Annotated in this window: 23 protein-coding genes, 2 tRNA genes and 1 pseudogene; 11 read left to right on the top strand and 15 right to left on the bottom strand. The window is 70.7% G+C overall.

From position 1 onward, the window contains the following. Positions 1-9 precede the first annotated feature (9 nt). The gene (locus ACFQQI_RS16445; protein ID WP_378565668.1) at positions 10-450 is read left to right on the top strand and encodes an iron chaperone; all 441 of its coding nucleotides are present in this window, start codon (positions 10-12) and stop codon (positions 448-450) included. A 153-nt stretch (positions 451-603) separates the two neighbouring features. On the opposite strand, the gene ACFQQI_RS16440 is transcribed toward ACFQQI_RS16445, so the two are convergent. The 8 genes from ACFQQI_RS16440 to ACFQQI_RS16405 all read right to left on the bottom strand — a co-directional run bounded on the left by ACFQQI_RS16440 (position 604) and on the right by ACFQQI_RS16405 (position 8,041). Next, positions 604-885 carry a DUF2087 domain-containing protein gene (locus ACFQQI_RS16440; RefSeq protein ID WP_378565665.1) on the bottom strand — a complete coding sequence of 94 codons (282 nt, stop codon included), beginning with the start codon at positions 883-885 and terminating at the stop codon, positions 604-606. Further along, positions 882-1,433 carry a M23 family metallopeptidase gene (locus ACFQQI_RS16435; RefSeq protein WP_378565662.1) on the bottom strand — a complete coding sequence of 184 codons (552 nt, stop codon included), beginning with the start codon at positions 1,431-1,433 and terminating at the stop codon, positions 882-884. Before ACFQQI_RS16435 ends, ACFQQI_RS16440 begins: the two co-directional genes overlap by 4 nt. A gap of 19 nt (positions 1,434-1,452) precedes the next feature. After that, positions 1,453-1,869 carry a VOC family protein gene (locus tag ACFQQI_RS16430; protein WP_378565659.1) on the bottom strand — a complete coding sequence of 139 codons (417 nt, stop codon included), beginning with the start codon at positions 1,867-1,869 and terminating at the stop codon, positions 1,453-1,455. Continuing rightward, a complete protein-coding gene (locus tag ACFQQI_RS16425; protein ID WP_378565656.1) occupies positions 1,866-4,049 on the bottom strand; it encodes a GNAT family N-acetyltransferase in 2,184 nt (727 codons plus the stop codon). The genes ACFQQI_RS16430 and ACFQQI_RS16425 overlap by 4 nt, the downstream gene beginning before the upstream one ends. An 8-nt stretch (positions 4,050-4,057) precedes the next feature. Next, positions 4,058-5,302: a lysine N(6)-hydroxylase/L-ornithine N(5)-oxygenase family protein gene (locus ACFQQI_RS16420; protein ID WP_378565653.1), complete on the bottom strand. Its 1,245-nt coding sequence runs from the start codon at positions 5,300-5,302 to the stop codon at positions 4,058-4,060. Further along, positions 5,299-6,759, bottom strand: a complete 1,461-nt coding sequence (locus ACFQQI_RS16415) for a pyridoxal phosphate-dependent decarboxylase family protein (RefSeq protein ID WP_378565650.1) — start codon at positions 6,757-6,759, stop codon at positions 5,299-5,301. Before ACFQQI_RS16415 ends, ACFQQI_RS16420 begins: the two co-directional genes overlap by 4 nt. 210 nt (positions 6,760-6,969) lie before the next feature. Further along, positions 6,970-7,140, bottom strand: coding sequence for a DUF6767 domain-containing protein (locus tag ACFQQI_RS16410; protein ID WP_378565647.1), 171 nt, complete (start codon positions 7,138-7,140; stop codon positions 6,970-6,972). Between the two features lie 10 nt (positions 7,141-7,150). Next, complete coding sequence (locus ACFQQI_RS16405; RefSeq protein WP_378565644.1) at positions 7,151-8,041, bottom strand: 3-methyladenine DNA glycosylase; 891 nt, start codon at positions 8,039-8,041, stop codon at positions 7,151-7,153. Positions 8,042-8,110: 69 nt separating this feature from the next. Here ACFQQI_RS16405 and ACFQQI_RS16400 point away from each other — a divergent pair, with 69 nt between their 5' ends. Further along, the gene (locus ACFQQI_RS16400; RefSeq protein WP_378565641.1) at positions 8,111-10,510 is read left to right on the top strand and encodes a penicillin acylase family protein; all 2,400 of its coding nucleotides are present in this window, start codon (positions 8,111-8,113) and stop codon (positions 10,508-10,510) included. Positions 10,511-10,530: 20 nt separating this feature from the next. Here the strand turns inward: ACFQQI_RS16400 and ACFQQI_RS16395 are convergent, their stop codons facing one another. Together ACFQQI_RS16395 and ACFQQI_RS16390 are read right to left on the bottom strand one after the other, a co-directional pair. Next, positions 10,531-11,157, bottom strand: a complete 627-nt coding sequence (locus tag ACFQQI_RS16395; RefSeq protein ID WP_378565638.1) for a hypothetical protein — start codon at positions 11,155-11,157, stop codon at positions 10,531-10,533. Next, positions 11,157-11,690 carry a SigE family RNA polymerase sigma factor gene (locus ACFQQI_RS16390; protein ID WP_378565635.1) on the bottom strand — a complete coding sequence of 178 codons (534 nt, stop codon included), beginning with the start codon at positions 11,688-11,690 and terminating at the stop codon, positions 11,157-11,159. Before ACFQQI_RS16390 ends, ACFQQI_RS16395 begins: the two co-directional genes overlap by 1 nt. 84 nt (positions 11,691-11,774) lie before the next feature. On the opposite strand from ACFQQI_RS16390, the gene ACFQQI_RS16385 reads away from it, so the two are divergent. From ACFQQI_RS16385 to ACFQQI_RS16360, 6 genes are all read left to right on the top strand, one after another. Further along, positions 11,775-12,500, top strand: a complete 726-nt coding sequence (locus ACFQQI_RS16385) for a M15 family metallopeptidase (RefSeq protein WP_378565632.1) — start codon at positions 11,775-11,777, stop codon at positions 12,498-12,500. 21 nt (positions 12,501-12,521) lie between these two features. Then, positions 12,522-13,331 carry a fumarylacetoacetate hydrolase family protein gene (locus ACFQQI_RS16380; RefSeq protein ID WP_378565629.1) on the top strand — a complete coding sequence of 270 codons (810 nt, stop codon included), beginning with the start codon at positions 12,522-12,524 and terminating at the stop codon, positions 13,329-13,331. After that, positions 13,328-14,806, top strand: coding sequence for a glutamate--tRNA ligase (gene gltX / locus ACFQQI_RS16375; protein ID WP_378565626.1), 1,479 nt, complete (start codon positions 13,328-13,330; stop codon positions 14,804-14,806). The genes ACFQQI_RS16380 and gltX overlap by 4 nt, the downstream gene beginning before the upstream one ends. A 14-nt stretch (positions 14,807-14,820) precedes the next feature. Then, positions 14,821-15,777, top strand: a complete 957-nt coding sequence (locus ACFQQI_RS16370) for a CPBP family intramembrane glutamic endopeptidase (RefSeq protein ID WP_378565623.1) — start codon at positions 14,821-14,823, stop codon at positions 15,775-15,777. Positions 15,778-15,843: 66 nt separating this feature from the next. Continuing rightward, positions 15,844-15,915 (top strand) — tRNA-Gln (locus tag ACFQQI_RS16365). A gap of 80 nt (positions 15,916-15,995) precedes the next feature. Continuing rightward, a tRNA-Glu gene (locus ACFQQI_RS16360) sits at positions 15,996-16,068 on the top strand. 243 nt (positions 16,069-16,311) lie between these two features. Here ACFQQI_RS16360 and ACFQQI_RS16355 read toward each other — a convergent pair. The 3 genes and pseudogenes from ACFQQI_RS16355 to mobF form a co-directional block, all read right to left on the bottom strand. Then, a pseudogene (locus tag ACFQQI_RS16355) lies at positions 16,312-17,316 on the bottom strand (tyrosine-type recombinase/integrase); the annotation flags it as partial. Positions 17,317-17,352: 36 nt separating this feature from the next. Then, a complete protein-coding gene (locus tag ACFQQI_RS16350) occupies positions 17,353-17,532 on the bottom strand; it encodes a helix-turn-helix domain-containing protein (RefSeq protein WP_378566230.1) in 180 nt (59 codons plus the stop codon). A gap of 364 nt (positions 17,533-17,896) precedes the next feature. Further along, positions 17,897-20,524 (bottom strand): MobF family relaxase, encoded by a 2,628-nt coding sequence (gene mobF / locus ACFQQI_RS16345; protein WP_378565620.1) that lies wholly within the window; start codon positions 20,522-20,524, stop codon positions 17,897-17,899. 481 nt (positions 20,525-21,005) lie between these two features. Between mobF and ACFQQI_RS16340 the strand changes: the two genes are divergently transcribed. Continuing rightward, positions 21,006-21,608, top strand: coding sequence for a VC0807 family protein (locus tag ACFQQI_RS16340; protein WP_378565617.1), 603 nt, complete (start codon positions 21,006-21,008; stop codon positions 21,606-21,608). Positions 21,609-21,716: 108 nt separating this feature from the next. On the opposite strand, the gene ACFQQI_RS16335 is transcribed toward ACFQQI_RS16340, so the two are convergent. Beyond that, positions 21,717-22,265 (bottom strand): DUF5994 family protein, encoded by a 549-nt coding sequence (locus ACFQQI_RS16335; RefSeq protein WP_378565614.1) that lies wholly within the window; start codon positions 22,263-22,265, stop codon positions 21,717-21,719. 245 nt (positions 22,266-22,510) lie between these two features. Between ACFQQI_RS16335 and ACFQQI_RS16330 the strand changes: the two genes are divergently transcribed. Next, positions 22,511-22,645: a hypothetical protein gene (locus tag ACFQQI_RS16330; RefSeq protein ID WP_378565611.1), complete on the top strand. Its 135-nt coding sequence runs from the start codon at positions 22,511-22,513 to the stop codon at positions 22,643-22,645. Further along, the gene (locus ACFQQI_RS16325) at positions 22,642-23,787 is read left to right on the top strand and encodes a N(5)-(carboxyethyl)ornithine synthase (protein ID WP_378565608.1); all 1,146 of its coding nucleotides are present in this window, start codon (positions 22,642-22,644) and stop codon (positions 23,785-23,787) included. Before ACFQQI_RS16330 ends, ACFQQI_RS16325 begins: the two co-directional genes overlap by 4 nt. 10 nt (positions 23,788-23,797) lie before the next feature. Here the strand turns inward: ACFQQI_RS16325 and ACFQQI_RS16320 are convergent, their stop codons facing one another. After that, positions 23,798-24,304 (bottom strand): transposase, encoded by a 507-nt coding sequence (locus ACFQQI_RS16320; protein ID WP_378565605.1) that lies wholly within the window; start codon positions 24,302-24,304, stop codon positions 23,798-23,800. Between the last annotated feature and the right edge of the window lie 223 nt (positions 24,305-24,527).

The following is a 24,527-nucleotide window of genomic DNA, read 5'->3' as shown; positions in this document are numbered from 1 at the left end:
CGTGCTGCCATGACCACGACGAAGAAGACCACCAGCGGATTCACCGACGCCGAGCGCGCTGCCATGAAGGAGCGCGCCGCCGAGCTCAAGGCCGAGGGCAAGAAGGGCGCGAAGAAGGCCGACGATCTGCAGAGCCTGCTCGAGAAGATCGCCGAGATGGAGGACGCCGACCGGGTGCTGGCCGAGCGCATCCACGCCATCGTGACGACCGTGGCTCCGGACCTCGACCCGAAGACCTGGTACGGCATGCCGGCCTACGGTCGCAACGGCAAGGCGATCGTGTTCTTCAAGCCGGCCGCCAAGTTCGGCGCGCGCTACTCCAACCTCGGGTTCAACGACGGCGCCCAGCTCGACGACGGCAACATGTGGCCGACCGAGTACGCGATCACGACGCTGACCGACGCCGACGTGGCGCGGATCGAGGAGCTCGTCAGGAGGGCGGCGGGCTGACGTCCGTTGGCCGGCTGGCGCAGGAATCCCCGGCCCACCGGGGATTCCTGATCTTTTCGGGCGAAGTTTCGGCCCAGAACGTCAGGTTTCCCCGGCTCACCGGGGAAACCGACGGCGGCTCCGCTGCAAGCTTGACCCCGACACAGGAACCAGTCAGGCGGGCGGCGGGCTGACGTCGACCGTGCCGCCGCTGCGCCAGTAGACACCGGCCTCCCGGTCGAGGAAGCCGTTCTCGACGAGGTAGCGGCGCAGCGCGGCGTAGTCGTCGTGGAACCCACGCAGCACGAGGTTGACCTCGGCCTCCTGGTAGCGCTGGCCCGGCTCGAAGGACTGGGCCAGGTGGTCGAGGACGACGAGGAGCTTGGCGTGCTTCGACGGGATCGTGTGCAGGCGGCCGTCGGGGGCGAGGAAGTTGTGCAGCACCCGGTCGTTCATCGGTCGCGCGGCGTCAGCGCGAGCAGCGGGCGCGGATGAACCGCGCTCGACAGCCCGCCACCGACCGAGCGCTGCTCGAAGTGCAGGTGGCAGCCGTCGGGTGCGCCGCTGTCGCCGGCCCGGGCGAACATCGTGCCGCGCTTCACGACCTGCCCCTCGCGCACGTAGACGCGGCGGGTGTGCCCGATGACCAGGTCCCAGCCCAGCTTGCGGTTGCGCAGCCGCAGCGGGTGCACGCCGTACGCCGAGCCGAGGGAGTCGTTCGAGACGACGCGGAGCTTGCGCCCGGCGATGAGCGGGGTGCCGCACGGCATCGCGACGTCGAGCCCATGGTGGAATCCGCGGCCGCCGCGGCAGCGCGAGTCGGGGGAGTAGTACGGCGCCGCGGTGCAGCCGAACGGGATCATGATCCGGTGCGCGCCCGCGAACCACGGCGACTCGTAGCGGGTCTTGTCGCTCGTGTAGAACACCCAGCGCGGATCCGCGTGGGCCGCAGGCGCGAGCGAGCCGACGAGCACGAGGCCGAGCAGGACCGAGAGCAGGCGCATGCCCCTCAACCTAACGGGATCAGAGGTCGAACTCACCGGGAGCCAGGCTGCGCAGCACGCAGAGCTCGTTGCCCTCGGGGTCGACCATCACGACCCAGGACTCCGCGCCCGTCTGGCCGACGTCCGCGCGCCGCGCCCCCAGGCCTTCGAGCCTCGCGACCTCCTCGTCCTGCGTGCAGTCGATCGGGGAGAGGTCGAGGTGCAGGCGGTTCTTGCCCGCCTTGCCCTCGGGCACCTTCGCGAAGAAGATCGACGGAGCGACCGGCTCGCGACGTACCGCTGCCAGGAGCGCGGCGTCGTCCCCGTGGTCCGGACCGATCTCGACGAGGTCGGCGCTGGAGTTGACGACCGAGTAGCCCAGGGCCGCGCACCAGAAGCCGGCCAGCCCGGCGGGGTCGGCGCAGTCGACGCTGATCTCGGTGATTCGGGAGGTCATGCAATGGGATTATCGAGGGTCCCCGCGTAGATCAGCGACTCGGCCTGGTCGGAGATGTCGACCATCTCCAGGGTGTTGCGCAGCTGGAGCCGGTTCAGGCAGCTGTGCCGGAACTCCGGCCGGTGCAGGTCGTACGTCGCCGACGCCTCGGCCAGCTCCGGGTGGTCCTCGGCGTGCTGGCGCACGCAGCGCGCGACCTCGGCCCAGAAGTCGCCCTCGTCGAGGACGCCGTCGACGTGCAGGATCGCCGCCAGGTGCCGCAGCACGCCGTCGAAGACGTCGGTGTGCAGCGCCAGCGCACGGATCTCCGGGTCGACGTCCTGCCGGACCCGCGCGACGTCGTCGGGAACGTCGCGCGCCGTCGACATCACGCAGACCTCCTCGCCGATGTCCTTCATGAACGCCCGCACCGGCACGTGGTCGCGCAGCACGAGCACGAGGTTCTCGCCGTGGGGCATGAACGCGAGGTCGTGCGCCAGCAGGCAGTGCACGACCGGGCGCACGTAGGCGTGCAGGTAGCTGCGTAGCCACTCCACCGCGTCCAGCGGCGACGCCTCGATCATCGCGGCGGCCAACGACCGCCCGGCTCCGTCGCGATGCAGCAGCGCCGCCATCGTCGAGAGCCGCTCGCCGTCGCCGACGCGGGGCACCGGGCTCTCGCGCCAGAGCGCGGCGATCATCTTCCGGTACGGCGAGGGCCGGGTCAGCCGGTGGTAGGCGTCGCCGGTGTAGCCGATGGCGGCGATCTCGCGGAGCACCGAGAAGCCGCAGCCGCGCAGGGTCGGGTCGGACTCGACGAGGTCGTGCACCCACTCGTTGATCGCGGGCGTCGCCTCCATGTACTTCGGCGACAGGCCGCGCATGAACCCCATGTTCTGGATCGACAGCGCCGTCTTCACGTAGGGCCGCTCCGGGTGCGTCGTGTTGAAGAAGGTGCGGATCGACTGCTGCGCCCGGTAGTCGTCACGCCCCTCGCCGAGGTGCACGAGGTCTCCCCGCGCGATGTCGGGCGCGAACGTGATCGCGATCTTGTTCCTCCACTGCCACGGGTGCACCGGCACCAGGTGGTAGTCGGCCGGGTCGAGGCCGGCGTCGACGAGCAGCGACGCGTCGTACACCTCGGGGCCGGAGTGGTGGCTGAGCGACCGCCGGGCGGCGAGCCAGTGCAGGCGGACCGCGCTGCCGGTCTCGGGCGCGTACGCCGCGAAGTCGTCGGCGCCGAACCCGACCCGGCCGTTGTTGGCGACGAAGCCGGGATGTCCCTCCGTCATGGCCGCCTCGAGCTGCTGGTAGTCGGCGTGCACGAGGTCGTCGACCGACAGCGTCGAGTGCGCCAGCTTCCAGCACGCCGACGCCAGCGTCGCCGCGAGCTCCTCGAGGTACGTCGGCAGCAGCGCGTCCGGGATGCCCAGCACCTCGGAGAACTCGACGACGAAGTCCTGCACGTCGAGTGCGGCCGGGTCGTCCTTGACCGTCCGTGTGAGTGTCGCGGCGTCGACCGCCCAGTGGTCGAGCACGAGTCGGCTGGCCGCGAACGAGTACGTCGTGTCGCCGGCCGGCGTCGTGAGCAGCCATCGGTCGCCATCGGCGACCGGGGAGAGCAGCCGCTCGTGGGCGAACTCCGAGATCGCCTTGGTCACCAGATGGCGCTGGGCGCTGGCGAGGTGCTCCGGGGTGAGGTGGTCGCGGGTGCGGACGGACAGGACGGCCTCCTTGGTCGGCAGGGTGATGGTGCGGAGCTCGCGGAACCCGAACTCACGGTTGATGGCGCGGATGCGCGCGTTGCGGGCGTCGGGCTCGACGACCACCCGCCGGACGGCGGGGTCGGCGAGGCAGTGGTCCACGACGGCGGCGAAGACGGCCCGCGTGAAGCCGGAGACGGGCGTGTCGGTCGGGGCCACGAGCACATGCATGCCGAGGTCGCCGGGGGCGATCTCCGGCAGCCCGGCGAGCTCCGATTGCGCGGGGTCGTAGGTCTCGGCGAGGAACGCCGGTTCGCCGTCGACCCGCCCGAGCCAGGCGTGGTGATGGGGGTTCTCGTCGATCAGCCGGTACTCCGTCGCGACGTCGTCCATCGACGCGTCCTGCATCTGCCAGTAGACGCTGCGCGGGTGGGTGACCCACTGGTGCAGCAGCGACAGGTCGCGCTCGAGGTCGAGGGGCTCGATGGTGATCCTCATCCGTGTGTTCATCGGGGCACCCCGAAGCTCTGCACGGCGATCCGCTTCTCGACCGGGTAGACCTCCCGGCCGGCCATCGCCGCGATGATCACGGAGTTGCGGTAGGCGCCCATGCCGAGGTCGGGCGCGGCGAGTCCGTGCGTGTGCTCCTCGGCGTTCTGCACGAAGATCTCCCTGTCCTGGTGGTCGATCGTGTAGTCGCGCGACACGTCGAAGCGGCCCTGCTCGTCCCAGCGGATCCGGTCGCGGACCGGCTCGAGGAACGCCGGCACCTCCGCGGCGTACCCGGTCGCCAGCACCAGCCCCTGCGTCGTGATCGTGAAGTCCTCGCCCGTCTCGTCGTGGTGGCACTCGAGGACGTGGTCCCCGTCGTGGTGCGCGCCGGTGACGGTGGTGTTCGTGACGAGCGTGGTGTGCGGGCCGTCGCCCTGCACGCGAAGCCGGTAGTGGAGGTCGAAGATCTCGTCGACCAGGTCGCCGCTGATGCCCTTGTAGAGCGACCGCTGCTCGCGCCCGAGCCGGGCCTGGGTGTCGGCGGGCAGGCCGTGGAAGTACGACGTGTACTCCGGCGACGTCATCTCCAGCGTCAGCTTCGTGTACTCCATCGGGAAGAACCGCGGGCTGCGGGTCAGCCACGTCAGCCGGTAGCCGTGGTCGGGGCTCTCGAGCAGCAGGTCGCGGTAGATCTCCGCCGCGCTCTGGCCGCTGCCGACGATCGTGATCGAGTCGAGCTGCTGCAGTGCGCGCTTGTTGCGGAGGTAGTCGGAGGAGTGGATCCCCATGCCCTGCAGGGGTTCGGGGACCTTCGGTCGCGTGCCGACGCCGAGCACGAGGCGGCGGCTGCGGTGCTGCTCGCCGGTCGCCGTGGTCACGACGTACGCCGAGCCGTCGTGCTCGACCGAGGTCACGGCCTGCCCGAAGCGGATGCTGTCGAGTCGCTCGGCGGCCCAGCGGCAGTAGTCGTCGTACTCGCGGCGCAGCGGGTAGAAGGACTCGCGGATGTAGAACGGGTAGAGGTTGCCGGTCTCCTTGAGGTAGCAGAGGAACGACCAGCGCGAGCTGGGGTCGGCCATCGTGACGAGGTCGGCGAGGAACGGCACCTGCAGCGTCGCGTCGTCGAGCATCATGCCGGGGTGCCACGCGAGCTCGTCGCGGGCCTCGAGGAACACGCCGTCGAGCTCGTCGAGGGGATCGGTCAGGCAGGCTAGGCCGAGGTTGAAGGGGCCGACGCCGATCGCGACGAAGTCCCTCACGACGCCACCGCCGTCCGGAGCTCGCGGCCCAGCTCGCCGACCCGTCCGGTGACGGCCAGGATGTCGTCGGCGGTGGCGAGCGGGTTGAGCAGGGTCAGCTTGAGCCAGCGGCGGCCGCCGACGCGGGTGGCCGCGACCATCGCCTGGCCGCGCTCGTAGAGCGTCGCGCGGATCCGCGGCAGCAGCAGGTCGGCCTCGCGGTCGTCGAGACCGGCCGGGCGGAAGACGAGCGTGCTCAGCTGCGGCGCGGCAGCGAGCTCGACGTCGGGGTCGGCGTCGAGCACCGCGCCGACCTCGGCGGCGAGGGCGACGACGCGGTCGACGTACTCGCCGATCGTGTCGGGCCCCATCACGCGCAGCGTCATCCAGAGCTTGAGCGCGTCGAACCTGCGGGTGGTCTGCAGGCTCTTGTCGACCTGGTTGGGATGGGCCGCGTCCTTCGGGTTGAGGTAGTCGGCGTGCCAGGTGACGTGGCCGAGGCGGCGCCCGTCGCGCACGACGAGCGCGCTCGCGGACACCGGCTGGAACCAGGTCTTGTGGTAGTCGATCGTCACCGAGTCGGCCCGGTCGATGCCGGCGAGCCGGTGCCGGTGGGTGGGGGAGACGAGCAGGCCGCCGCCGTACGCCGCGTCGACGTGCAGCCACCCGCCGTACCCCTCGCAGAGGGCGGCGACCTCGGGGATCGGGTCGATCGCGCCGAAGTCGGTGGTGCCGGCGGTCGCGACGACGGCCATCGGGACGTGTCCGCGATCGGTGATCGTGGCGAGCGCGCGGCCGAGCGCGCCGACGTCCATGCGCCGGTCGCCGTCGGTGGGCACGGTGACCACGGCGGCGTCGCCGAGGCCGAGCAGGCGGGCGGCCTTCTGCACACTGAAGTGGCCATCGCGGCTGGTGACGATGCGCAGGTCGCGGACGGCGGCTCCGTCGGCGAGCGCGTGGTCGCGGGCCAGCAGCAGGCCCTGCAGGTTGGACTGGGTGCCGCCGCTGGTGAAGATGCCGTCCGCGCCGGGCCCGAACCCGATCCGCGCGGCGGTCCAGTCGACGAGGTGCCGCTCGACGAAGGTGCCTCCGACGCTCTGGTCGAACGTGTCGAGACTGGGGTTCACCGCGCTGACGAAGACCTCCGCGAGCAGCGCGGGGATGACGACGGGGCAGTTCAGGTGCGCGGCGTACGCCGGCTCGTGGAACCAGACCGTGTCGTCGAGCCACAGCCGGCTCATCTCGTCGAGCGCCTCGCCGACGTCGCCCAGCGGGCGGTCGAGGTCGACGTCGGCCACGGCCTTGGCGGCGGTCTCGGGGACGACCCCGGTCGCGGGGCCGCCGACCCGGGCGAGCGCCGCCGCGAGGTGGTCTACGCCCCGACGCATCGCGTCGACGTAGGCATCGGCGTGGGCCGGGTGGAAGAGGTGCTGGAGGTGCGCGCAGTCCGCGACGCGGGCAGGGGGAGTGGCGGTCACCATGGATCCTTCCGAGAATGGGATTTAGGTAAGCCTTACCTAATGACCATGGCGGACGGGGTGCGCGTCTGCAACCCCGTGGTCGGGATCTGGGAGATTCGTCACCGGGATGGCCCGGGGCCCGCAGGTTTCCCCGGCCCACCGGGGAAACCTGATCTTCCCGGGCAAAGGATTGCCCGAGAACGTCAGGGATTGCCCGGGAAGTGGGGGTCAGCGAGCGGGCGCGAGCTTGCGGCGCAGCTCGGCGAGGCGCGCCCTCAGCTCGGGGTCGCGCATGACCTCGGCGACGAGGGGGCAGTCCTCGGGTCCGGTCGCGCCGGGCACGCAGAGCGAGCAGGGGTCGCCGATGCGGATCGGGCACTGCGGGACGGGCTTCCCCATGCGATCGAGGCTAGGTCGCGGACGTCTCCGGGAGCAGGGCCGAAGGTCCCCGATCGGCGACGGCCAGCAGCCGGTCGCACTCCTCGACCAGTCGCGCCCGGAGCGGGGCGCCGCGCTCGGCGAAGCGGCGCTGCGCCTCGGCGTACTCCGCCTTGCCCGCCGCCGTCTCGACCGGCACCGGGGTCAGGCCCAGCTCGCGGAGGTCGTACGGCGCGGCGCGCATGTCGAGCACGCGGATGTCCCAGGCGAGCTCGAAGCAGTCCGCGACCAGGTCCGAGCTGATCATCGGCGTGAGCCGGAACGCGTGTTTGTAGAGGTCCATGCCGGCGTGCAGGCACGCGGGCTGCTCGAAGTCGGGGCGGTCGTGCGCCGCGGGGGAGAGCGAGTTGAGCGGGGCGGCGGCCGGGGTGAAGAAGCGGTAGGCGTCGAAGTGCGAGCAGGCGATCCGGTGCGACTCGACGACCTCGTCGGTGCCGGCCGCGCCGAGGCGCAGCGGCCAGTCCGCGTGCCGGGTCTCGTCCTCGGAGAGCCGGTAGACCATGGCCCACTCGTGCATCCCGAAGCACCCGAAGTTCGCCGGCCGGCCGGCGGTCGCACGCAGCAGCCGTGACAGCGCGACGAGCAGCGGACGCTGGGACTCGACGTACGCCGCGGTGACCGCGCCGTCGTCGTACCCCTTGAGGCCGTCGTGGGAAGGAGCATCGAGCAGTCGTACGCCGAAGCCGGGGTGCCAGCGCCGCAGCTGGGCGGGTCGCTGCGAGTAGTAGGTGAACAGGAAGTCGTGCACGGGGTGCTTCACCCGGTCCCGTCGCCGCTCGAGGTGCGGGTCGACGAGGGCGTCGACACGCCGGGCATGGGCCGCGGCGCGCGGCTCCCACTCGTCCCGGGTCAACGTCTGCACGCGGAAATCGTAGGCAGCATCCGCGCTGCGAGCACGTCGGCGAGTGTGACGACCATTACGGTGCTCCTCGTGAATCTCCGTCCGGGCCTGATCGGCCTCACCTCCCTCCTGCTCCTCGCCCCGGCGGCCGTGACCGGCGCCGTCCAGGCGACCGCGGCTCCGGCGTCGACCTCGGCATCGCCGCAGGCAGCGAAGCCCGACAAGCCCACGAAGAGGTACGCCGCGAAGATCCGCATCACCAAGCACGGCATCCCGCACATCCAGGCCGACGACTTCGCGAGCCTGGGCTACGGCGCGGGGTGGGCGACGACCGCCGCGGCGACCTGCAACCTGATGGACACCCTGCTCACGGCGCGCGGCCAGCGCTCGCTCCGGCACGGCCCGAGCGCGACGTACAGCGACCGCGTCGGCGGCGTCGGCACCAACCTCCAGTGGGACACGCTCGTCACCGACCTCCGCGACCGCCGGGTCGTCGAGAGGCTGCTGGCCGACGAGGTCGCCGGCCCGAGCAAGCGGGCGAAGGCGATGGTCCGCGCCGAGGCCGTCGGCATCAACCGCTGGCTCCGCACCCACGAGATCACCGACCCCGCGTGCGCGAAGCAGCAGTGGATCCGGCCCGACGTCACGACCAAGGACATCTGGTACGCCGTCTACCTGGCCCAGCTGATCGGCTCGACCACGAGGTTCCTCCGCGAGATCACCGACGCCGCTCCGCCGGCGGCGGGCCAGCGGGTCGCGACGCCGTCGCTCAGCCGCGCCGAGCTGGCGCACAACCTCGGAGCCGACGAGAGCACGTCGTTCGGGTCCAACGCGACCGCGGTCGGCGGCTCGGAGACGACGACCGGGCGCGGGATGCTGCTGGGCAACCCGCACTTCCCGTGGCTGGGTCGCTACCGGTTCACCCAGCTGCACCTGACGATCCCGGGCCGCTTCGACGCCGCGGGCGCGTCGCTGCTCGGCTCCCCGGTGATCAACATCGGCTTCAACGAGGACGTCGCCTGGAGCCACACCGTCTCGACCGGCTACCGGTTCACGCCGTACCAGTACACGACGGCCGGCAGCCCGACGAGCTACGAGACCGAGGACGGCGTCCGCCGGCTCGAGCGCCGGCGCGTCGAGGTCGAGGTGCGCACCGACGACGGCGTCAAGACCGTGACCCGCACGCTCTACCGGACCCCGCAGGGCTACGTCTTCAACTCGCCGAGCCAGTACATGACGTGGACGAAGTCCGGCTTCTGGGCGATGCGCGACGCGAACGCCGAGCACCTGCGCATCCTCGACACGTTCCTGTCGATGGCGCAGGCCTCCGACGTGCGCGACCTGCTGCGTCGTCAGGACCGCGGCGGCGGCATGCCGTGGGTCAACACGATCGCGGCCGACCGCGGCGGCGAGGTCCTGTACGCCGACCACTCCGTGATCCCGCACGTGACCGACGAGATGGCCGACGAGTGCATGACCGACACCGGCCGCCTGATCTTCGGCGTGGCCGGCCTGCCCGGCCTCGACGGCACCCGCGCCGACGGCGAGTGCGCGTGGGGCACCGACAGGGGCGCCCAGCGGCCGGGCATCCTCGGCCCGGAGCACCTCCCTGAGGTCGTGACCGACTCCTGGGTGATGAACGCCAACGACTCCTACTGGGCGCCCAATGCCCGGAAGAAGCTCGAGGGCTACCCGCGCATCATCGGCTGCGAGAAGTGCGAGCGCTCGATGCGGACGAAGGTCGTCATGCGCTACGTCCGCGACCAGCTGAAGGACGGCAAGGAGTCGCCGGCCACCCTGCGGTCGCACCAGTACGCCAACCGCGTGTACGCCGCCGAGGTGGCGCGCGCGGGTGGCCGGCTCGACCGGGTCTGCGCCGCGACCGGCCTGACCGCGGCCTGCCAGGTCCTGCGCGACTGGGACGGCCGGTCCGACACGACGTCGGTCGGCACCGCGATCTTCCAGGAGTTCATGCGGCTGGCCGGCGCCGACAAGGTGAGCCTGTGGGAGGTCCCGTTCTCCGCGAAGCACCCGTTCACGACGCCGCGCACGCTGTCGACCGCCCAGCCGGTCGTCGACACCATGGCCAAGGCGATCAAGACGCTCACCGACCGGGGCATCGACCTGCGCGCGCCGTACGGCTCCATGCACCAGTCCGCCGACCGCGGCGACGAGGGCGAGGGCATCGGGGTCAGCGGCGGGCTCGGTAACACCACCGGTGATGCGAACGCCGTGTCCTCCTCGGGCACCGACGACCCGGTCGTCGGTGGCGTCAACGTGGGGTCGTCGTACATCCAGGCGATCGCGTTCCGCGGGAAGCGGGAGGTCGAGGCGCGCACGGTGCTCACCTACGGCCAGTACGAGAACCCGTCGTCGCCCTGGTCGAACGACCAGACCCGGATCTTCTCCGACGAGGGCTGGGTCGCGTTCGCGTGGACCGAGTCGCAGATCGAGAAGGACCTCGTCAGGACCGTCCGGATCAGCGACTGAGCGACCGGCTCGCCACGGGCTCAGCCGAGCCCGTGGCGAGCGCCCGGCCCGACGTGGACGCTCGCCAGGAAGGCGACCATGGCGTCGAGGTCCCAGCCGGCGTCGGTGGGGTACTGGATCCGCACCACGCCGGGCGGCTCGCCTTCGCGCGTGTGCGTCGCCACCGTCGTGTGCCCGGAGTCGCCGTCGATCCAGAACTCCCGGCCGTCCCGCTCCAGGAGCCGTCCGTGGGTCGGGTTGGCGTCGAAGAGGATCACGAGCTTGCCCCGGAAGTCGTCGGGGTGGCTCGACGTCGAGCCGTCGTCGGGCGCGATGGTCACCGCGGACGCGCGCTGCCCCTGCACCGACCAGCCCTGTGGCGTCAGGTCGAAGGTGTACGGCGTCGCCTCGAACGGCTCGGCCACCAGCTCGACGCCGGCGGCGCTGGGCGGCGCGGGCTGCGGACCGGTCCTGTCGACGACCAGCGTGACGCCGACCGCCAGCACCACCCCCGCCGTCACGCCGGTCAGGCCCACTCGGAACCGGCGGCGGCTGCGTGCGCGCGCCGCCGACCGCGCCCGGGCCAGGTCGTCGGCGGGGTCGGCAGCCGGCCGGTCGACGTCGGCGACGGACCGCAGCACTCCCTTGAGGTCGTCGGTGGGGGACATCAGGACACCTCCAGGTCGGACGCGGGGACGATCGGGGCGAGGTGGTCGCGCAGGTGGGCGAGCGCCCGGGCGTTCTGCGACTTGACGGTGCCGGTCGAGCAGCCGAGGACCCGCGCCGTCTGCGCCACGTCGAGGTCGTGCCAGTGGCGGAGCACGACGACGGCCCGCTGGCGCGGGCCGAGGGAGGCGAGCGCGGAGAGCACGAGGTCACGCAGCTCCGGGTCGGCGTCGCCGGTCGCAGGCTCGACGGCCAGCGTGCGTGCGGGGTCTGCGACCGTCGACTCCCGGCGCCGGTGGGCGCGGCGCGCCTCGTCGATGAAGACGTGGGTGAGGCTGCGCCTCGCGTACGCGAGCGGGCTGTCGGCGCGGCGCACCCGCGGCCACGACAGGTAGAGCCGGGTCAGCGTGGTCTGCACGACGTCCTCCGCGAATGCCTCGTCACCCGCACACAGCAGGGCCGCCGTGCGCACCAGGTCGCTCCGGTGGGCGCGCGCGAACGCCACGAACTCTGCGGATCGCTCGTCGTCGCGCACACCTCTCCTTCCGCCTGGTTGACGGGTGCGGGCAGCAGCAGGGTTGCATGCAACCTCGGGCAGCGTCGCACCTGTCAGTGAGACGTGAGGAAGACGGCGCTCGGCATCCCGGTCGTCCTGCTGGCGGTCGCCTGCGCGTCCCCGAGCGAGCGGCCGGCAGCAGTCCCCCGAGCGGTGGTGCCGACGCCGGCCGCACTGAGGATCGAGCCGGTCTTCGACCGCGACCGCCACTCGACCTCGGACCCGCGGAGCATCTGGGTCGTCGTGAACAAGAAGCATCCGCTGCCGCCGGGCTTCAGGCCCGTGATCACGCTGGTGCGCGGCTACCAGGTCGCGACGCCGGCCGCGGGCCCGCTCGCCGCGCTCCTCGCCGACAGCGATCGCGAGGGCCTCGGCTTCAAGATCGCCAGCGCCTTCCGCTCGTACGCCTACCAGCAGGCCATCCACTCGGACGCCGTGGCATCCGGCGGGCGGGTCGCCGCCGACCGGGTGTCGGCGCGTCCGGGCCACAGCGAGCACCAGACCGGCCTCGCGGTCGACCTCGTCACCCCCGCCCGCCCGGGCTGCGACTTCGATGCGTGCTTCGCCGACACGCCCGGCGGGCGCTGGCTCGACCGCAACGCGTGGCGCTTCGGCTTCGTGGTCCGCTACCAACCCGGAGCGACCGCGATCACCGGCTACTCCCCGGAGCCCTGGCACCTCCGCTACGTCGGCCGCGCGCTCGCCGCCGAGCTCCGCGTCACCGGCACCGCCACCCGCACCGCCACTCTCGAGGAGTTCTTCGGCGTCACCGGCGGCGAGTACCCCTAGCCCGCTCGATAGGCTCGTCGGGTGCGCATCGCGAGATTCACCACCGGCGAGGACCCGATGTACGGCGTGGTCACGGGCGAGCTCGACGAGTTCGGGCAGCCCGACCCTGAAAGCGCCGTCGTGGCGCTCGCCGGGGACCCGTTGTACGTCGGGGTGAAGCTGCTCGACCAGGAGTTCAGGCTCGAGGACGTGCGGCTGCTCGCGCCGGTGCTGCCGCGCAGCAAAGTCGTCGCGATCGGCCGCAACTACGCCGCGCACGCCGCGGAGATGGGCAACGACGTCCCGGCCGAACCGCTGATGTTCCTCAAGCCCAACACCAGCGTGGTCGGCCCGGGCGACCCGATCTTCTACCCGCCGCAGACGCAGGACCTGCACTTCGAGGGCGAGCTCGCGGTCGTCATCGGCCGCATCTGCCGCGACGTGCCTCCCGAGCAGGCGACCGACGTCATCCACGGCTACACGATCGCGAACGACGTGACGGCGCGGGACCTGCAGAGGAGCGACGGGCAGTGGACCCGGGCGAAGGGCTTCGACTCGTTCTGCCCGCTGGGTCCGTGGATCGAGACCGACCTCGACCCCCACGACTTCGCCGAGGGCCGCCGGGTGCAGACGCACCTCAACGGCGAGCTCCAGCAGGACGGCAGCACGAAGGACCTGATCTTCGACATCCCCACGCTGGTCGCGCACGTGTCCAGCGTGATGACGCTGCTGCCCGGCGACGTCATCCTCACCGGCACCCCCGAGGGCGTCGGACCCATGAACATCGGTGACGAGGTCGAGGTCTCGATCGCCGGACTCGGCACTCTCACGAACAAGGTGGCACAGCGTTGAACACCCCGGGGTCGACCCACGTCCGCGTCCGCTTCTGCCCGTCTCCGACCGGCTCGCCGCACGTCGGCCTGGCGCGCACGGCGCTCTTCAACTGGGCGTTCGCGCGCCACCACGGCGGCGACATCGTCTTCCGGATGGAGGACACCGACCGGGAGCGCAGCACCCAGGAGTCCTACGACGCGATCCTCGACCTCTGGCGCTGGCTCGGCCTCGACTGGGACGAGGGGATCGAGGTCGGCGGGCCGCACGGCCCGTACCGGCAGAGCGAGCGCGGCGAGATCTACGCCGACGCCCTGGCGCGGCTGCGCGCCTCGTCGTACACCTACGACTGCTTCTGCACCAACGAGGAGGTCGACGCGCGACGCAAGGCGTCCGGCTCGAAGGTGATGGGGTACGACGGCTTCTGCCGCGAGCTGTCGGCCGAGCAGCGCGCGGCGTTCGAGACCGAGGGCCGCAGGCCGGTCGTCCGGTTCCGGATGCCGGACGGCTCGATCACCTGGGACGATCTCGTCCGTGGCGACGTGACCTTCGAGACCCGGTTCGTGCCCGACTACGCGCTCTGCCGCGCGAACGGCGACCCGCTCTACACGCTGGTCAACCCCGTCGACGACGCGCTCATGGACATCACCCACGTGCTGCGCGGCGAGGACCTGCTCTCGAGCACGCCGCGTCAGATCGCGCTGCACCGGGCGCTGGTGGACCTCGGCCTCTCGACCGCGGTCCCGCAGTTCGGCCACCTGCCCTACGTCATGGGCGAGGGCAACAAGAAGCTGTCGAAGCGCGATCCCGAGGCGCACGCGCTCGCCTACCGCGAGCAGGGCTTCCTGCCCGAGGGCCTGCTCAACTACCTGGCCCTGCTGGGCTGGGCGATCGCCGCCGACCGTGACGTCTTCACGATGGAGGAGATGGTCGCCGCCTTCGACATCTCGGACGTCAACCCCAACCCCGCCCGCTTCGACCTCAAGAAGGCCGAGGCGATCAACGCGTCGCACATGCGCCTGCTGTCGCTCGACGAGATGACCGACCGGGTGCTGCCCTTCCTCAAGTCCGCCGGCGTGGTGTCGGACCCGGTCGACGACGCCGACGCGCAGCTGCTCGAGCAGGCGATGCCGCTGGTCGCCGAGCGCATCAACAAGCTGGTCGAGGCCGTCGACATGCTCGGCTTCCTGTTCGTCTCCGACGAGGACTTCGCCATCGACCCCACCGACGCGGAGAAGCTCCTCAACGACGACGGGCGCGCCGTCGTACGCCGCGCGATGCTCCAGCTCGAGGAGCTGTCGGAGTGGTCGACCGCCGCGATCCAGGACGCCCTGCAGGCCGAGCTCGTGGAGGCGATGGGGCTCAAGCCCCGCAACGCCTTCGGCCCGGTGCGGGTGGCGGTCACCGGCCGCCGGGTCTCGCCGCCGCTCTTCGAGTCGATGGAGCTGCTCGGGCGCGAGCGCTCGCTCGCCCGGCTCCAGAGCGCGCTCGGCTGACCGGGCCGCCTGCGATGGATGCGCCACCGGGCCTGCCCTACCACCTCGTCCAGCGGGGCGGCCGCTCCGGCGTGTGGCGCCCGCTCGTGGGCGTGCTCGCGCTGATCGCCTGCTTCATCGTCATCGTGCCGGTGCTCGTGCAGGTGCCGTTCGCGATCGGCCTCGCGCTCGCCGGTCGCGACGTCACCGACGAGCTGACCCGGCTGCTCGACCTCGACGACCCGACGCCGCTCGGACTCGCCTACCTCAACGTCACGCTTGCCTGCGCGATCTTCGTGACCTGGCTGCTGAGCCGCACGCTCCACGGCCTGCGGCCGCGCTGGCTGGCGTCGGTGGCGCCCCGGATCCGGTGGCGCTGGCTGGCCGTCTGCTTCGGGCTGTCGATCGTCGCGCTGTTCGCGACGCTGGTGGTCTCGGCCGTGGTGCCGTCGTCCGAGGGTGGCGCCGAGCTCAGCGGCGACGTCAACGAGTTCACCACGACGATGCGCAACTTCCTGCTCGTGGTGGTCTTCCTCACGCCGTTGCAGGCGGCGGGGGAGGAGTACGCCTTCCGCGGCTACCTCACCCAGGCCTTCGGCAACCTCTTCGGCAAGCCGTGGGCGGCCGTGCTGCTCCCCGCGCTCCTGTTCGCCCTGGCGCACGGGTCCCAGAGCGCGCCGATCTTCCTCGACCGCTTCGCGTTCGGCGTCGTCGCCGGGCTGGCCGTCGTGCTCACGGGTGGGCTCGAGGCCGGCATCGCCATGCACGTGCTCAACAACTGGCTCGCGTTCGGCATCGCCATCGCCTTCAGTGACATGGCTTCGACGCTCAACCCCACCGGCGGCGACTGGTGGACGATCCCCGTCACGCTCACCCAGTCACTCGTCTACCTCGGCCTCGTCGTGTGGGTGGCCCGCCGGATGGAGCTCCGTTCGACGACACGAACGCCCGCGGAGCCTGGCGTTTTGGTCGGCCGAACCGGACTTGTGTAAGGTTTCTCCTCGGCCCGACAGCCCGCCGCGAGGCGGTGTCTGGAGGGCCAAACACTGGTAATCCAGTGGGATATGGTGTAATTGGCAGCACGACTGGTTCTGGTCCAGTTAGTCTAGGTTCGAGTCCTAGTATCCCAGCGAGATCGCCGCTCAACAGCGGCGATTTTGTGCGATCGACAGCAACCGATAGAGTTCCGCAGGTTGCTCGAGAGAGCGAAGCCCCCGTTGTGTAGCGGCCTAGCACGCCGCCCTCTCAAGGCGGTAGCGCCGGTTCGAATCCGGTCGGGGGTACAGATCCGATAAGGGGCCCTGATCAGCAGAAATGCTGGACGGGGCCTCTTCGTCATCTCCGACCAACTCGCGCTCGGGCAACACTGGGGCAACACGGGGAACGGCGGTGAGCTTGGCGCGACGTGCCTGGGCTGCCGCTCGGGCCGCGTCCATCGCGCTGCCGACCTCGTCGAGCCGGTCCTCGAAGAGGTGGCCGTAGGTGTCGAGCGTCATCGTCGCCGAGGCGTGTCCGAGCATCTGCTGGACGACCTTGACGTCGGCGCCACTGGCGATCGCCAGGCTCGCGGCCGTGTGCCGGAGCTGATGCGGGTGGAGGTCGGGTACGCCGATGGCGCGTGCTGCCGCGCTGAACGCCGTGCGGAACGTGCTGACCCGCAGCGGCTGGCCGTTGCGGATGCCGGAGAAGACGAGGTCGTCGAGTGGTTTGCCCTTGATGTGCTCGGCGAGCTCGGTCGCGAGGAACGGCGGGATCGGGACCTCGCGGCGCTGGTGGGTCTTGGTGGTGCCCCAGACGAGTCCCCGGCCCTGGACCGGGGTGACGGACTCGACGATGACGGCGCGGTTGCGGCGCAGGTCGAGCCGGGCGACACGGAGTGCGGCCATCTCGCCGAAGCGGACGCCGGTGTAGGCCAGAAACAGCACGACGAGTCGGTAGGTCTGGTTGGCCCTGGTGTTGAGGCTGCTGAACTTGCTCGCGTCGCTCGGGTATCCGGTCGCCGTGGCGAGGTCGTCGACCTGATCGTGGGTGAGGTAGCGATGCTCGTGCCTGGCGACCCGCGGCAGGTTGACCCCGCTGGCGACGTTGCGCGCGAGCCGACCGTCCTTGACCGCCATGTCGAGGACCAGGCTGAGCACCCGGTGGATCTTCTGCACCGTCGCCGGAGAATGGCTCCTAGTCAGGTCGGTGACCCAGGCCTGGACGTCGCCGTGCGAGACGTTGGCGAGCTTCACCCGGTCCCACCGCGGGTGGATGTGCTTGCTCAGGATCCCGGCGTACCGGGAGCGCGTGGACGGCTTCAGGTGAGCCTGCCCGTCCAACCAGCGCTGCGCCCACTCGCCCACGTTCACCTTCGCCAGTGCCGGGTCGACGTAGGTCCCGATGACCTTGGTGCTCTCGACGCCGGCCAGGAATCGCTCGGCGTCGATCTTCCGGGCGAAGGTCTTGTTGCGCTGCGCGCCGGCCGGCGTGCGGTAGTGCGCACGCCACGACGTCTGGCCATTCCTTACGCGTTTCTCGATGCTGGCCATGGCTCATCGTGCCTCTCTGGTCCGTCGGTGTCGCGGTCAGGCGTCGTTCTGTGGACGGTTGGTCTGCTCGGAGAGCCACACGATGAGGTCGGCGCGCCAGTAGCGGACGTGACGGCCGATCTTGAAGCTGCGCGGTCCGCAGCCGAGGTGGCGCCAATAGCGCAGCGTGCCCTCGGGGATGCGGAGGAAGCGGCAGGCCTCCTGCAGGGTCAGCATCTCGTCGCCGGGGTTCCGGACGGGGCGGCGGTTCTCGTCGGGTTCGATGGGTGATGCGGTCATGGTGCTCTCCTCGCCGGTTGTCGTCGTGAGCGATCTGTTCGTGTCGGCCAGCGTGGACCGCCAGGTATCCACGATTTCGGGATACCTGGAGGGGGATACCTGCCCGAAGCCTGCGTTTCCGCAGGTCAACAGGTATCCCTAAGTCGTCTTGCTGGTTGTCTTGCGAGTCGTTGACTCACGCCGGTCAGCGTGGACTCCGGGTGTTACCGGATTCCGGTAACAAGGTGGGGGTACGCCGAGGGGGAACGCTGCGTTCGTGCAGGTCAGGGGCGTTCCCCCTTTTGTGTGGCCGGGGTTCTTGTCAGAGCCCGATCCCGGGCGCCTCGGCCGGTCGACGGGACGGCGCTGCAGGAGGGGGAACGTGGCCGGCGCGCCGCGTTGGGGCCGATCCGTAGCGGTCGATCGCCTCGATCGCCTGGACCCGTGCATGGGCGGGCCCGAGGTCGGCGCGGTCGCGGCCGAAGATCTCCGACCACTGCTTGCGGGCATCGTCGACGGACTCGGCGACGAGGTGCGCGACGTTGTTCTGCCGGCCCCGGGTCATCGCGACGTACGCCGACGCGGCGCCGGTGGTGTCGCCGATGGCGACGTGGGCGGCGTCGACGGTCTCGCCCTGGGCGCCGTGGATGGTGGTGGCGTAGGCGAGCTCTACGTGGCCGCGGACGTACGCCGCAGGCAGCTCGCGGTCTCGGCGGATGCCGGGGGAGCGGACGATCAGGCTGCCGTCGTCGCCGATCCCAGCCACGGTCCAGGTCTGCCGGTTGGTGACCCCGAGGCTGGGGTCGTTGCGTCGGGTCGCGACGCGGTCGCCGAGTCCGATCAGGTCGCCGCGATCCGTGATCACCCCGGCAGAGTCATTCCTGCGGACGCTCCGAATCGCGGCGTTGAGGGTGGCGACCTGGTCCCGGGTGTCGGCCACGACCAGGGCGCCGTCGGCGCCGACCACGGCGAGCAGCGCGCTGCGTTCTGCCTCGGACGCGTGAACGAGGACCTGGCCGCGCGCGAGGAGTCGGTCGAAGACGGCGTCGGCTTGCCGTCCTTCGCGCATCTGGAGGCTGAGCGTGGCGTAGTCGGGGTCGGCGAACCGGTGCACCCGGTCCATGGTGAGCACCGCGGTGGGATGTGCCCAGGCGATGGCGTGGTCGAGGACGCCGCCGCGTCCCACGGCGGGGAGCTGGTGGCGGTCGCCCATGAACGCGATCCGGGCACCGGCCTCGTCGGCGATGGTCAGGAGCGCGAGTGCGGTGTCCTGGTCGACCATGCCTGCCTCGTCGACGAGCAGGAGGTCGCCGCGCTTGAGCCGCGCAGCCGGTGCCGGCTCGGATCGTTGGCGAGTCCGGTGGCCGTCGTCGTCCCAGCGCCAGCCGTGCTGGTGGATCAGCCAGGCGGCCGAGTTGGCCTCGGCACCGGTCTCGGTGGCGGCGACCTCGGCCGCCTTCAAGGTTGGGGTCACGACCAGCAGGCGACGGCCACGAACCGCCAACTGCCGGTGCGTGATCGAGAGGGTCGTGGTCTTGCCCGCGCCGGCGGCGCCCTCGACCACGACCAGCGGCCCGCGTCCGGTGAGTGCCGCGACCACCCGTGCCTGCTCGACAGACAGCTGCGCCACGGTCGCGCGGTGGAGCCTGGCTGGCTCGAGCGGCTGGGCGCGACCCAGCAGCCCTTCCAGGATCTCGGTCTCCACCGCGAGCACGGCCGGTGACGTCAGGGAACGTACGTGCTCGGGCACGTCGGGCCGCAGCAGCAACGGCGTGCAGCGGGCGACCGCCCGAGCGGTCAGGTCCTCGGCCAGCTCGATGCGGACGCCGGCGTCGGCGATCAGGCCGGCCTGGGCGATCAGATGCTCGACCTGGCCGCGGATGTCGGCCGCGTTCCACGCCGACCGCGCCGCCCCGAGGCGCGAGAACACGAGGTCGACTGCCGCGTCGCGGTCGAGGTCGGCGATCCGCGGGGAGACCAGTGGGACGTGTCCGGCCGGGTCGACGTACCCGAGTGCGCGCAGTTCCTCGTTCCACCGCGCCACTACCGACGCGCCGTCTGACGGGACGGCCTTGTCCGGCCGCGCCTGCGCCCAGGCCCGCCGGTCCCAGGTCTCGCGTAGCCGGGGTCCGGGTTCCTCGCCGGGATGCTCGGCCCGCCATTCGGCTTCGTAGTTGTCGATGTTGCCGCGGATCTGCGCGGCCCGGGCGCTGAACGCTGCGATGAACGGCGCCAACTCGGTGATCTCGCCGGTCTCCGGGTCCATGGTGAGACCGGCCTCGGCGAGTGCCGCCCGGAACTCCGGGTCGGTCGCGACAGCTGCATGGCCGATGCCGTTGATCGCCTCGATCATGTCCCGCACCCCGACCGAGTGCAGCCCCCGCCAACCGCCGGCCGCGAACACCCGGGCGTTGATCTGGAGATGTAGGTGCCGGTGGGGATCACCCGCCCGGGAGGTGTAGTGCCGGATCACCGCGGCCTCGATCTGCTCGACGGGCACCTGCGCCTGCCGGCCGCGTGGGCCGACGCGGGTCGTGGCGTGCCCGGCGAGGTAGGCGACGATCTGCGTCGCTGCGCGCTCCTGGGCCGCGTCGAGCGCGGCCGAGACTCCCGGGTTCAGTGCGCCCGCGAGCGACCAGGTCTTCGGTCCATTGACGGTGACCTCGACGAACCGCAGCGCATCCGGATCCTTTCGCAACCGGCCCTTCGGCTGCCCGGTCTCGACGACCATCCCGGCGACCCAGCCCTCGTAGCTGTCACCATCCAGGTCCTGCTTCCTCTCGACCGCGACGCCGCCGCCGCAGGTTGTCTCGGCGACGAACCGCATCGCGATCCCGTCTCCCTCGGCGAGGTAGTAGTCGTCGTAGCGCGCGCAGTCGCGCTCGACGTAGGTCCGCGCGGCCTTCGCGGCGCCGTGGTAGAACTTCACCCCGCCGTGCACGCCGATCACCCCGGATCACCCGCTCCAGCGCGTCCGTCGACAACCAACGGACACCCCAAAAATGCCGCGTGGGCCGCCCGAACACGGGCGACCCATCTACGACCCTTCGTAGCATGTGTGCCGCTCAGGAGAGAAGGCTGGAACGCGGTGAGAGCGTGGCGATTCGGAGAAGAATCTGAGGGTCGAGAAGAGTCAACGATCTTCGGTGGCCAAGCGGCTGTAACGGCAGTACTGGCTGTAGCGGTTGTACTGGCTGTAGCGGCGGAAAGCGGCGGCAGGGTCGCCAGTCATCAGCCCGACGCGGCCCTGCCGTTCAGCTCCTATCGAGGACGGCCATGGTGCGACTGCGTTGGGTCCAATTGTGCCGTGGTGGATTGGGTACTTGCAGGTGCGGGACCCGCTCGCGACCGCTCGTCACGACAGGATTCTGATGCCCTCGATCTCCACCACTGCCCATCCTTCCCTCCGTGCGGTGGTCCGAAGGGTCGCCGTGAGCCTCTTGGTCGCGTGCGCGATTCCGGCGACGCTCTTTTACACGTGCCTGCGCCTGGACGGCGTCTGGACGGCGATCTTCGTCGCGCTCTGTTGGTCCTATGGCGCAATCGCGTGGCGGGCGGTCACTGGGCGCCGGACGTCGGGCCTCCTCGTGCTGACCGCCCTCGTGATGACCGGCCGCACGCTCGTCGCCCTGCTCACCGACAGCACCTACCTGTACTTTCTCCAACCCATCATCAGCGACGGGCTCATCGGCGCGGCGTTCATCGCGACGCTGGCGACAGCGCGGCCGATGGTCGCCCGCCTGGCCGGCGACTTCTACCCGATGGACGACAAGCTCCACGTGCGACCCCGAATCCGTCGGCTGTTCTGGTGCCTCACCCTGATGTGGGCGATCCTGTGCCTCGGCAAGGCGATGGCGACCTTGTGGCTGCTTCACTCTCAGCCGTTGGAGACCTTCGTCCTGATGAAGAGCGTGTCCGTGCTGCTGCTCAACGGGTTCGCCGTAGCGGCAACCATTGGCGCCGCTGTCTTCGTGGCGCGGCGGGAAGGCCTTCTCGACCCGGCCGCTGCCGAGTCCAAGCCAGTCGCGGCGTGATCGCCACACCGATCGCGTCCGAGGGCGTACCGCGTCATCCACGTCGAAGGCCAGTCGTTGCGCTCTGCGCGATGGGATGGGCGCTCTCCGGTAGAGCGCCCAAGCAGGTCAGGGTCTTCCGCTCCTCCGGGATGATGGCGCAACGGGGTGGGGATCCCACCATGATCCGCCACTGTCGTTCCAGAGATCCTGAGGGTCGACGTCGGGGTGTTCGCGGGCGGTGTCCAGCAGAGAACTGGCCGAGTGCGCATTCCCCGAGGTGGCGGCGGCCAGGAGCGCTTCCTCGCCTTGCTGGTCGGTGACTTCCGGCGGTACGACGAGAAGTCTCACCAAGCTCCCGTCGACGGTCGTGAGATGCATCAGGTGGGCGTCGTCGCGGAGAAAGGCTTCAACGTCCACGTACCCCGCGGCGACCGCGATTCGTCGCGGCGCAGACTCCCAATCCGGCGCTGAGAAGAGAGCACGTTCGATCCGACCGCACTGCGGCGGGAATTGGTCGACGAGGTCGGCCAACTCGACCGTCAGGTCACGACTGTGTGGCCACCAACCGCCGTCGAGACTGTCTCCGTCGGCGTGTTCAGCCAGCCGGAGGCGGAGCGGGGTACGACTCCGTTCTGCACTCTCGGGATCCGGAGCAGGGGCGTTCGGCGTCGACATCACGTCCACCTATCTGGCCGACAACATGCCAGAGTTGGAGGCACCATCGCCGGTCATGTGGACCAAGGCTATGCCCGACGCCCAAGGCTCCACCGATCCGGGAGTCGCCACCGGGGGCCGACGCCTGCCGGCTCCGCAAGCAGCAGACACTTGTGACCGCGGAGCCAAGCGGGGGTGAGCCTCGCGACCGAGGGCGTATGGTCGGGACACGGAGCCGTTCAGGCTTCCTCTCAGAGAGTTCCCACATGAGCGACAAGTCGCCGCGCCAGAGCATGTCCAAGAAGTCCGGGCAGTCCATCAAGCAGAAGCGCGCCGAGAAGCGCAGCAAGGGGTCCGAGGAGAGCGTCTCGGACAAGATCCACCCCACGAAGAAGAAGTGACGACGCTCCTGGGGCTCGGTGTCGTCGGGTCGTCGGCCAAGGAGAACGAGCACCGGTTGCCGCTGCACCCCGAGCACATCCCGCTCCTGCAGGACGACCTGCGGGCGCGCATCACGCTCGAGCACGGGTACGGCGCCAGATTCGGTGTCGCCGACGAGGTCCTCAGCGACCACGTCGCCGGCTTCGCCTCACGGGCGCAACTGCTTGCCGAGTCCGAGGTCGTCCTGCTCCCGAAGCCGCAGCACGCGGATGTCGCAGCACTGGGGCCCGGGCAGGTGCTGTGGGGCTGGCCGCATTGCGTCCAGGACCGCGAGCTCACGCAGCTCGCCATCGACCGGCGGCTGACCCTCATCGCCTTCGAGGCGATGCACCACTGGGGCCGTGACGGCGGCGTCGGCCTGCACGTGTTCCACAAGAACAACGAGCTCGCCGGCTACTGCTCGGTGCTACATGCCCTTCAGCTGGCCGGCCTGACCGGTGACTACGGCCGGCGCCGGAGCGCGGTGGTGATCGGGTTCGGCGCGACCGCGCGGGGAGCGGTGACGGCGCTCAACGCCCACGGTGTGCACCAGGTGGTGGTGTTGACCAACCGGGCGGTGGCCGCGGTGGGCTCGCCGATCCACTCGGTGGTGATCCGGCAGTTCGAGCACGAGCCGGACGGTGAACACGTGAGCAACGTCGTCACCGAGCGAGGCCGTGAGCCGCTGCCGGCGTACCTCGCCGACGCCGACATCGTCGTCAACTGCACGCTGCAGGATCCGAGCAAACCGCTCGTCTACCTCAAGACCGGCGACCTGGACGCTTTCCGCCCCGGCAGCGTCATCGTCGACGTGTCCTGCGACCTGGGCATGGGATTCAGCTGGGCTCGCCCGACGACCTTCGACGAGCCGACCTTCGTCGTGGGCGAGAACGTCGTCTACTACGCGGTCGACCACAGCCCGTCGTACTTGTGGAACTCGGCGACGTGGGAGAACAGCAACGCGCTGATCCCGTTCCTGCGGCCGGTGCTCCAAGGCGCGACCGCCTGGGACGCCGACGAGACCTTGAGCCGGGCGATCGAGATCCGTGACGGCCGCGTGGGCAACTCGGACATCCTGGCCTTCCAGGGGCGGACGGCTGAGCCGCCGCACGCCGTGGCCTGAGAGCCCTATGTCAAGCAGCCTCCTGAGCGAGGGTGCTGAGCCGGCCGTGTAGGTCGGGGTTGTAGGGCACCTGGTCGTGCCAGCAGCGCCATAGGATCCTGGTCCAGTTCTGGGCCAGGATCCTTGCTGCGTGGGGGTGTCGGCAGCCGCGGTCGCGGGCTCGGTCGTAGGTGTCGCGGGCCCATGCGTTGGCGCGTGGGGTGTCTTGGGCCCAGTCGACGAGCGCGGCGCGCAGCTGCTTGTTGCAGCCACGGCGGTAGGCGACGTTGCGGTGTTTGCCCGACTGCCGGGTCGAGGGTGCGACCCCGGCCGCGGCCGCGAGTGATGCGGGGTCGGGGAACCGGGCACGGCAGTCGCCGATCTCGGCCAAGAGGGTGGCGGCGCGGACGACACCGGCGCGGGGCAGGGACTGGAAGATCGGGCCGTCGGGGTGGGCCAGTAGGGCTTCCTTGATCCGGACCTCGAGCACGCTCTGATGCTCGCGCAGGGTGGTGAGCAGGTCGACGAGGGTGAGCACGATGACCTCGCTGGCTTCAGCTGCTGCTCCGTTGACGCGCCCGCTGGCGGCTTCACGCAGGTGACCGACCAGCCGGGCCGGGGTGTGACGGCCGCAGTAGCCGTTGCTCTTGAGCTAGTGCGCCATCCGGAGCTCGCTCAACCAGGCCGCCTTGGCTTCGGTGGGAAACCGGCGCAAGAAGGCCAGGCTGATCGGGCTGTCGAGCAGGTAGAACAAGCCGACC

It is taken from the genome of Nocardioides sp. GCM10030259, assembly GCF_042666375.1.
Classification (GTDB): Bacteria; Actinomycetota; Actinomycetes; order Propionibacteriales; family Nocardioidaceae; genus Nocardioides.
Note: the sequence above shows the minus strand (reverse complement) of the source record. Positions and strands in the feature narration are given on the sequence as shown.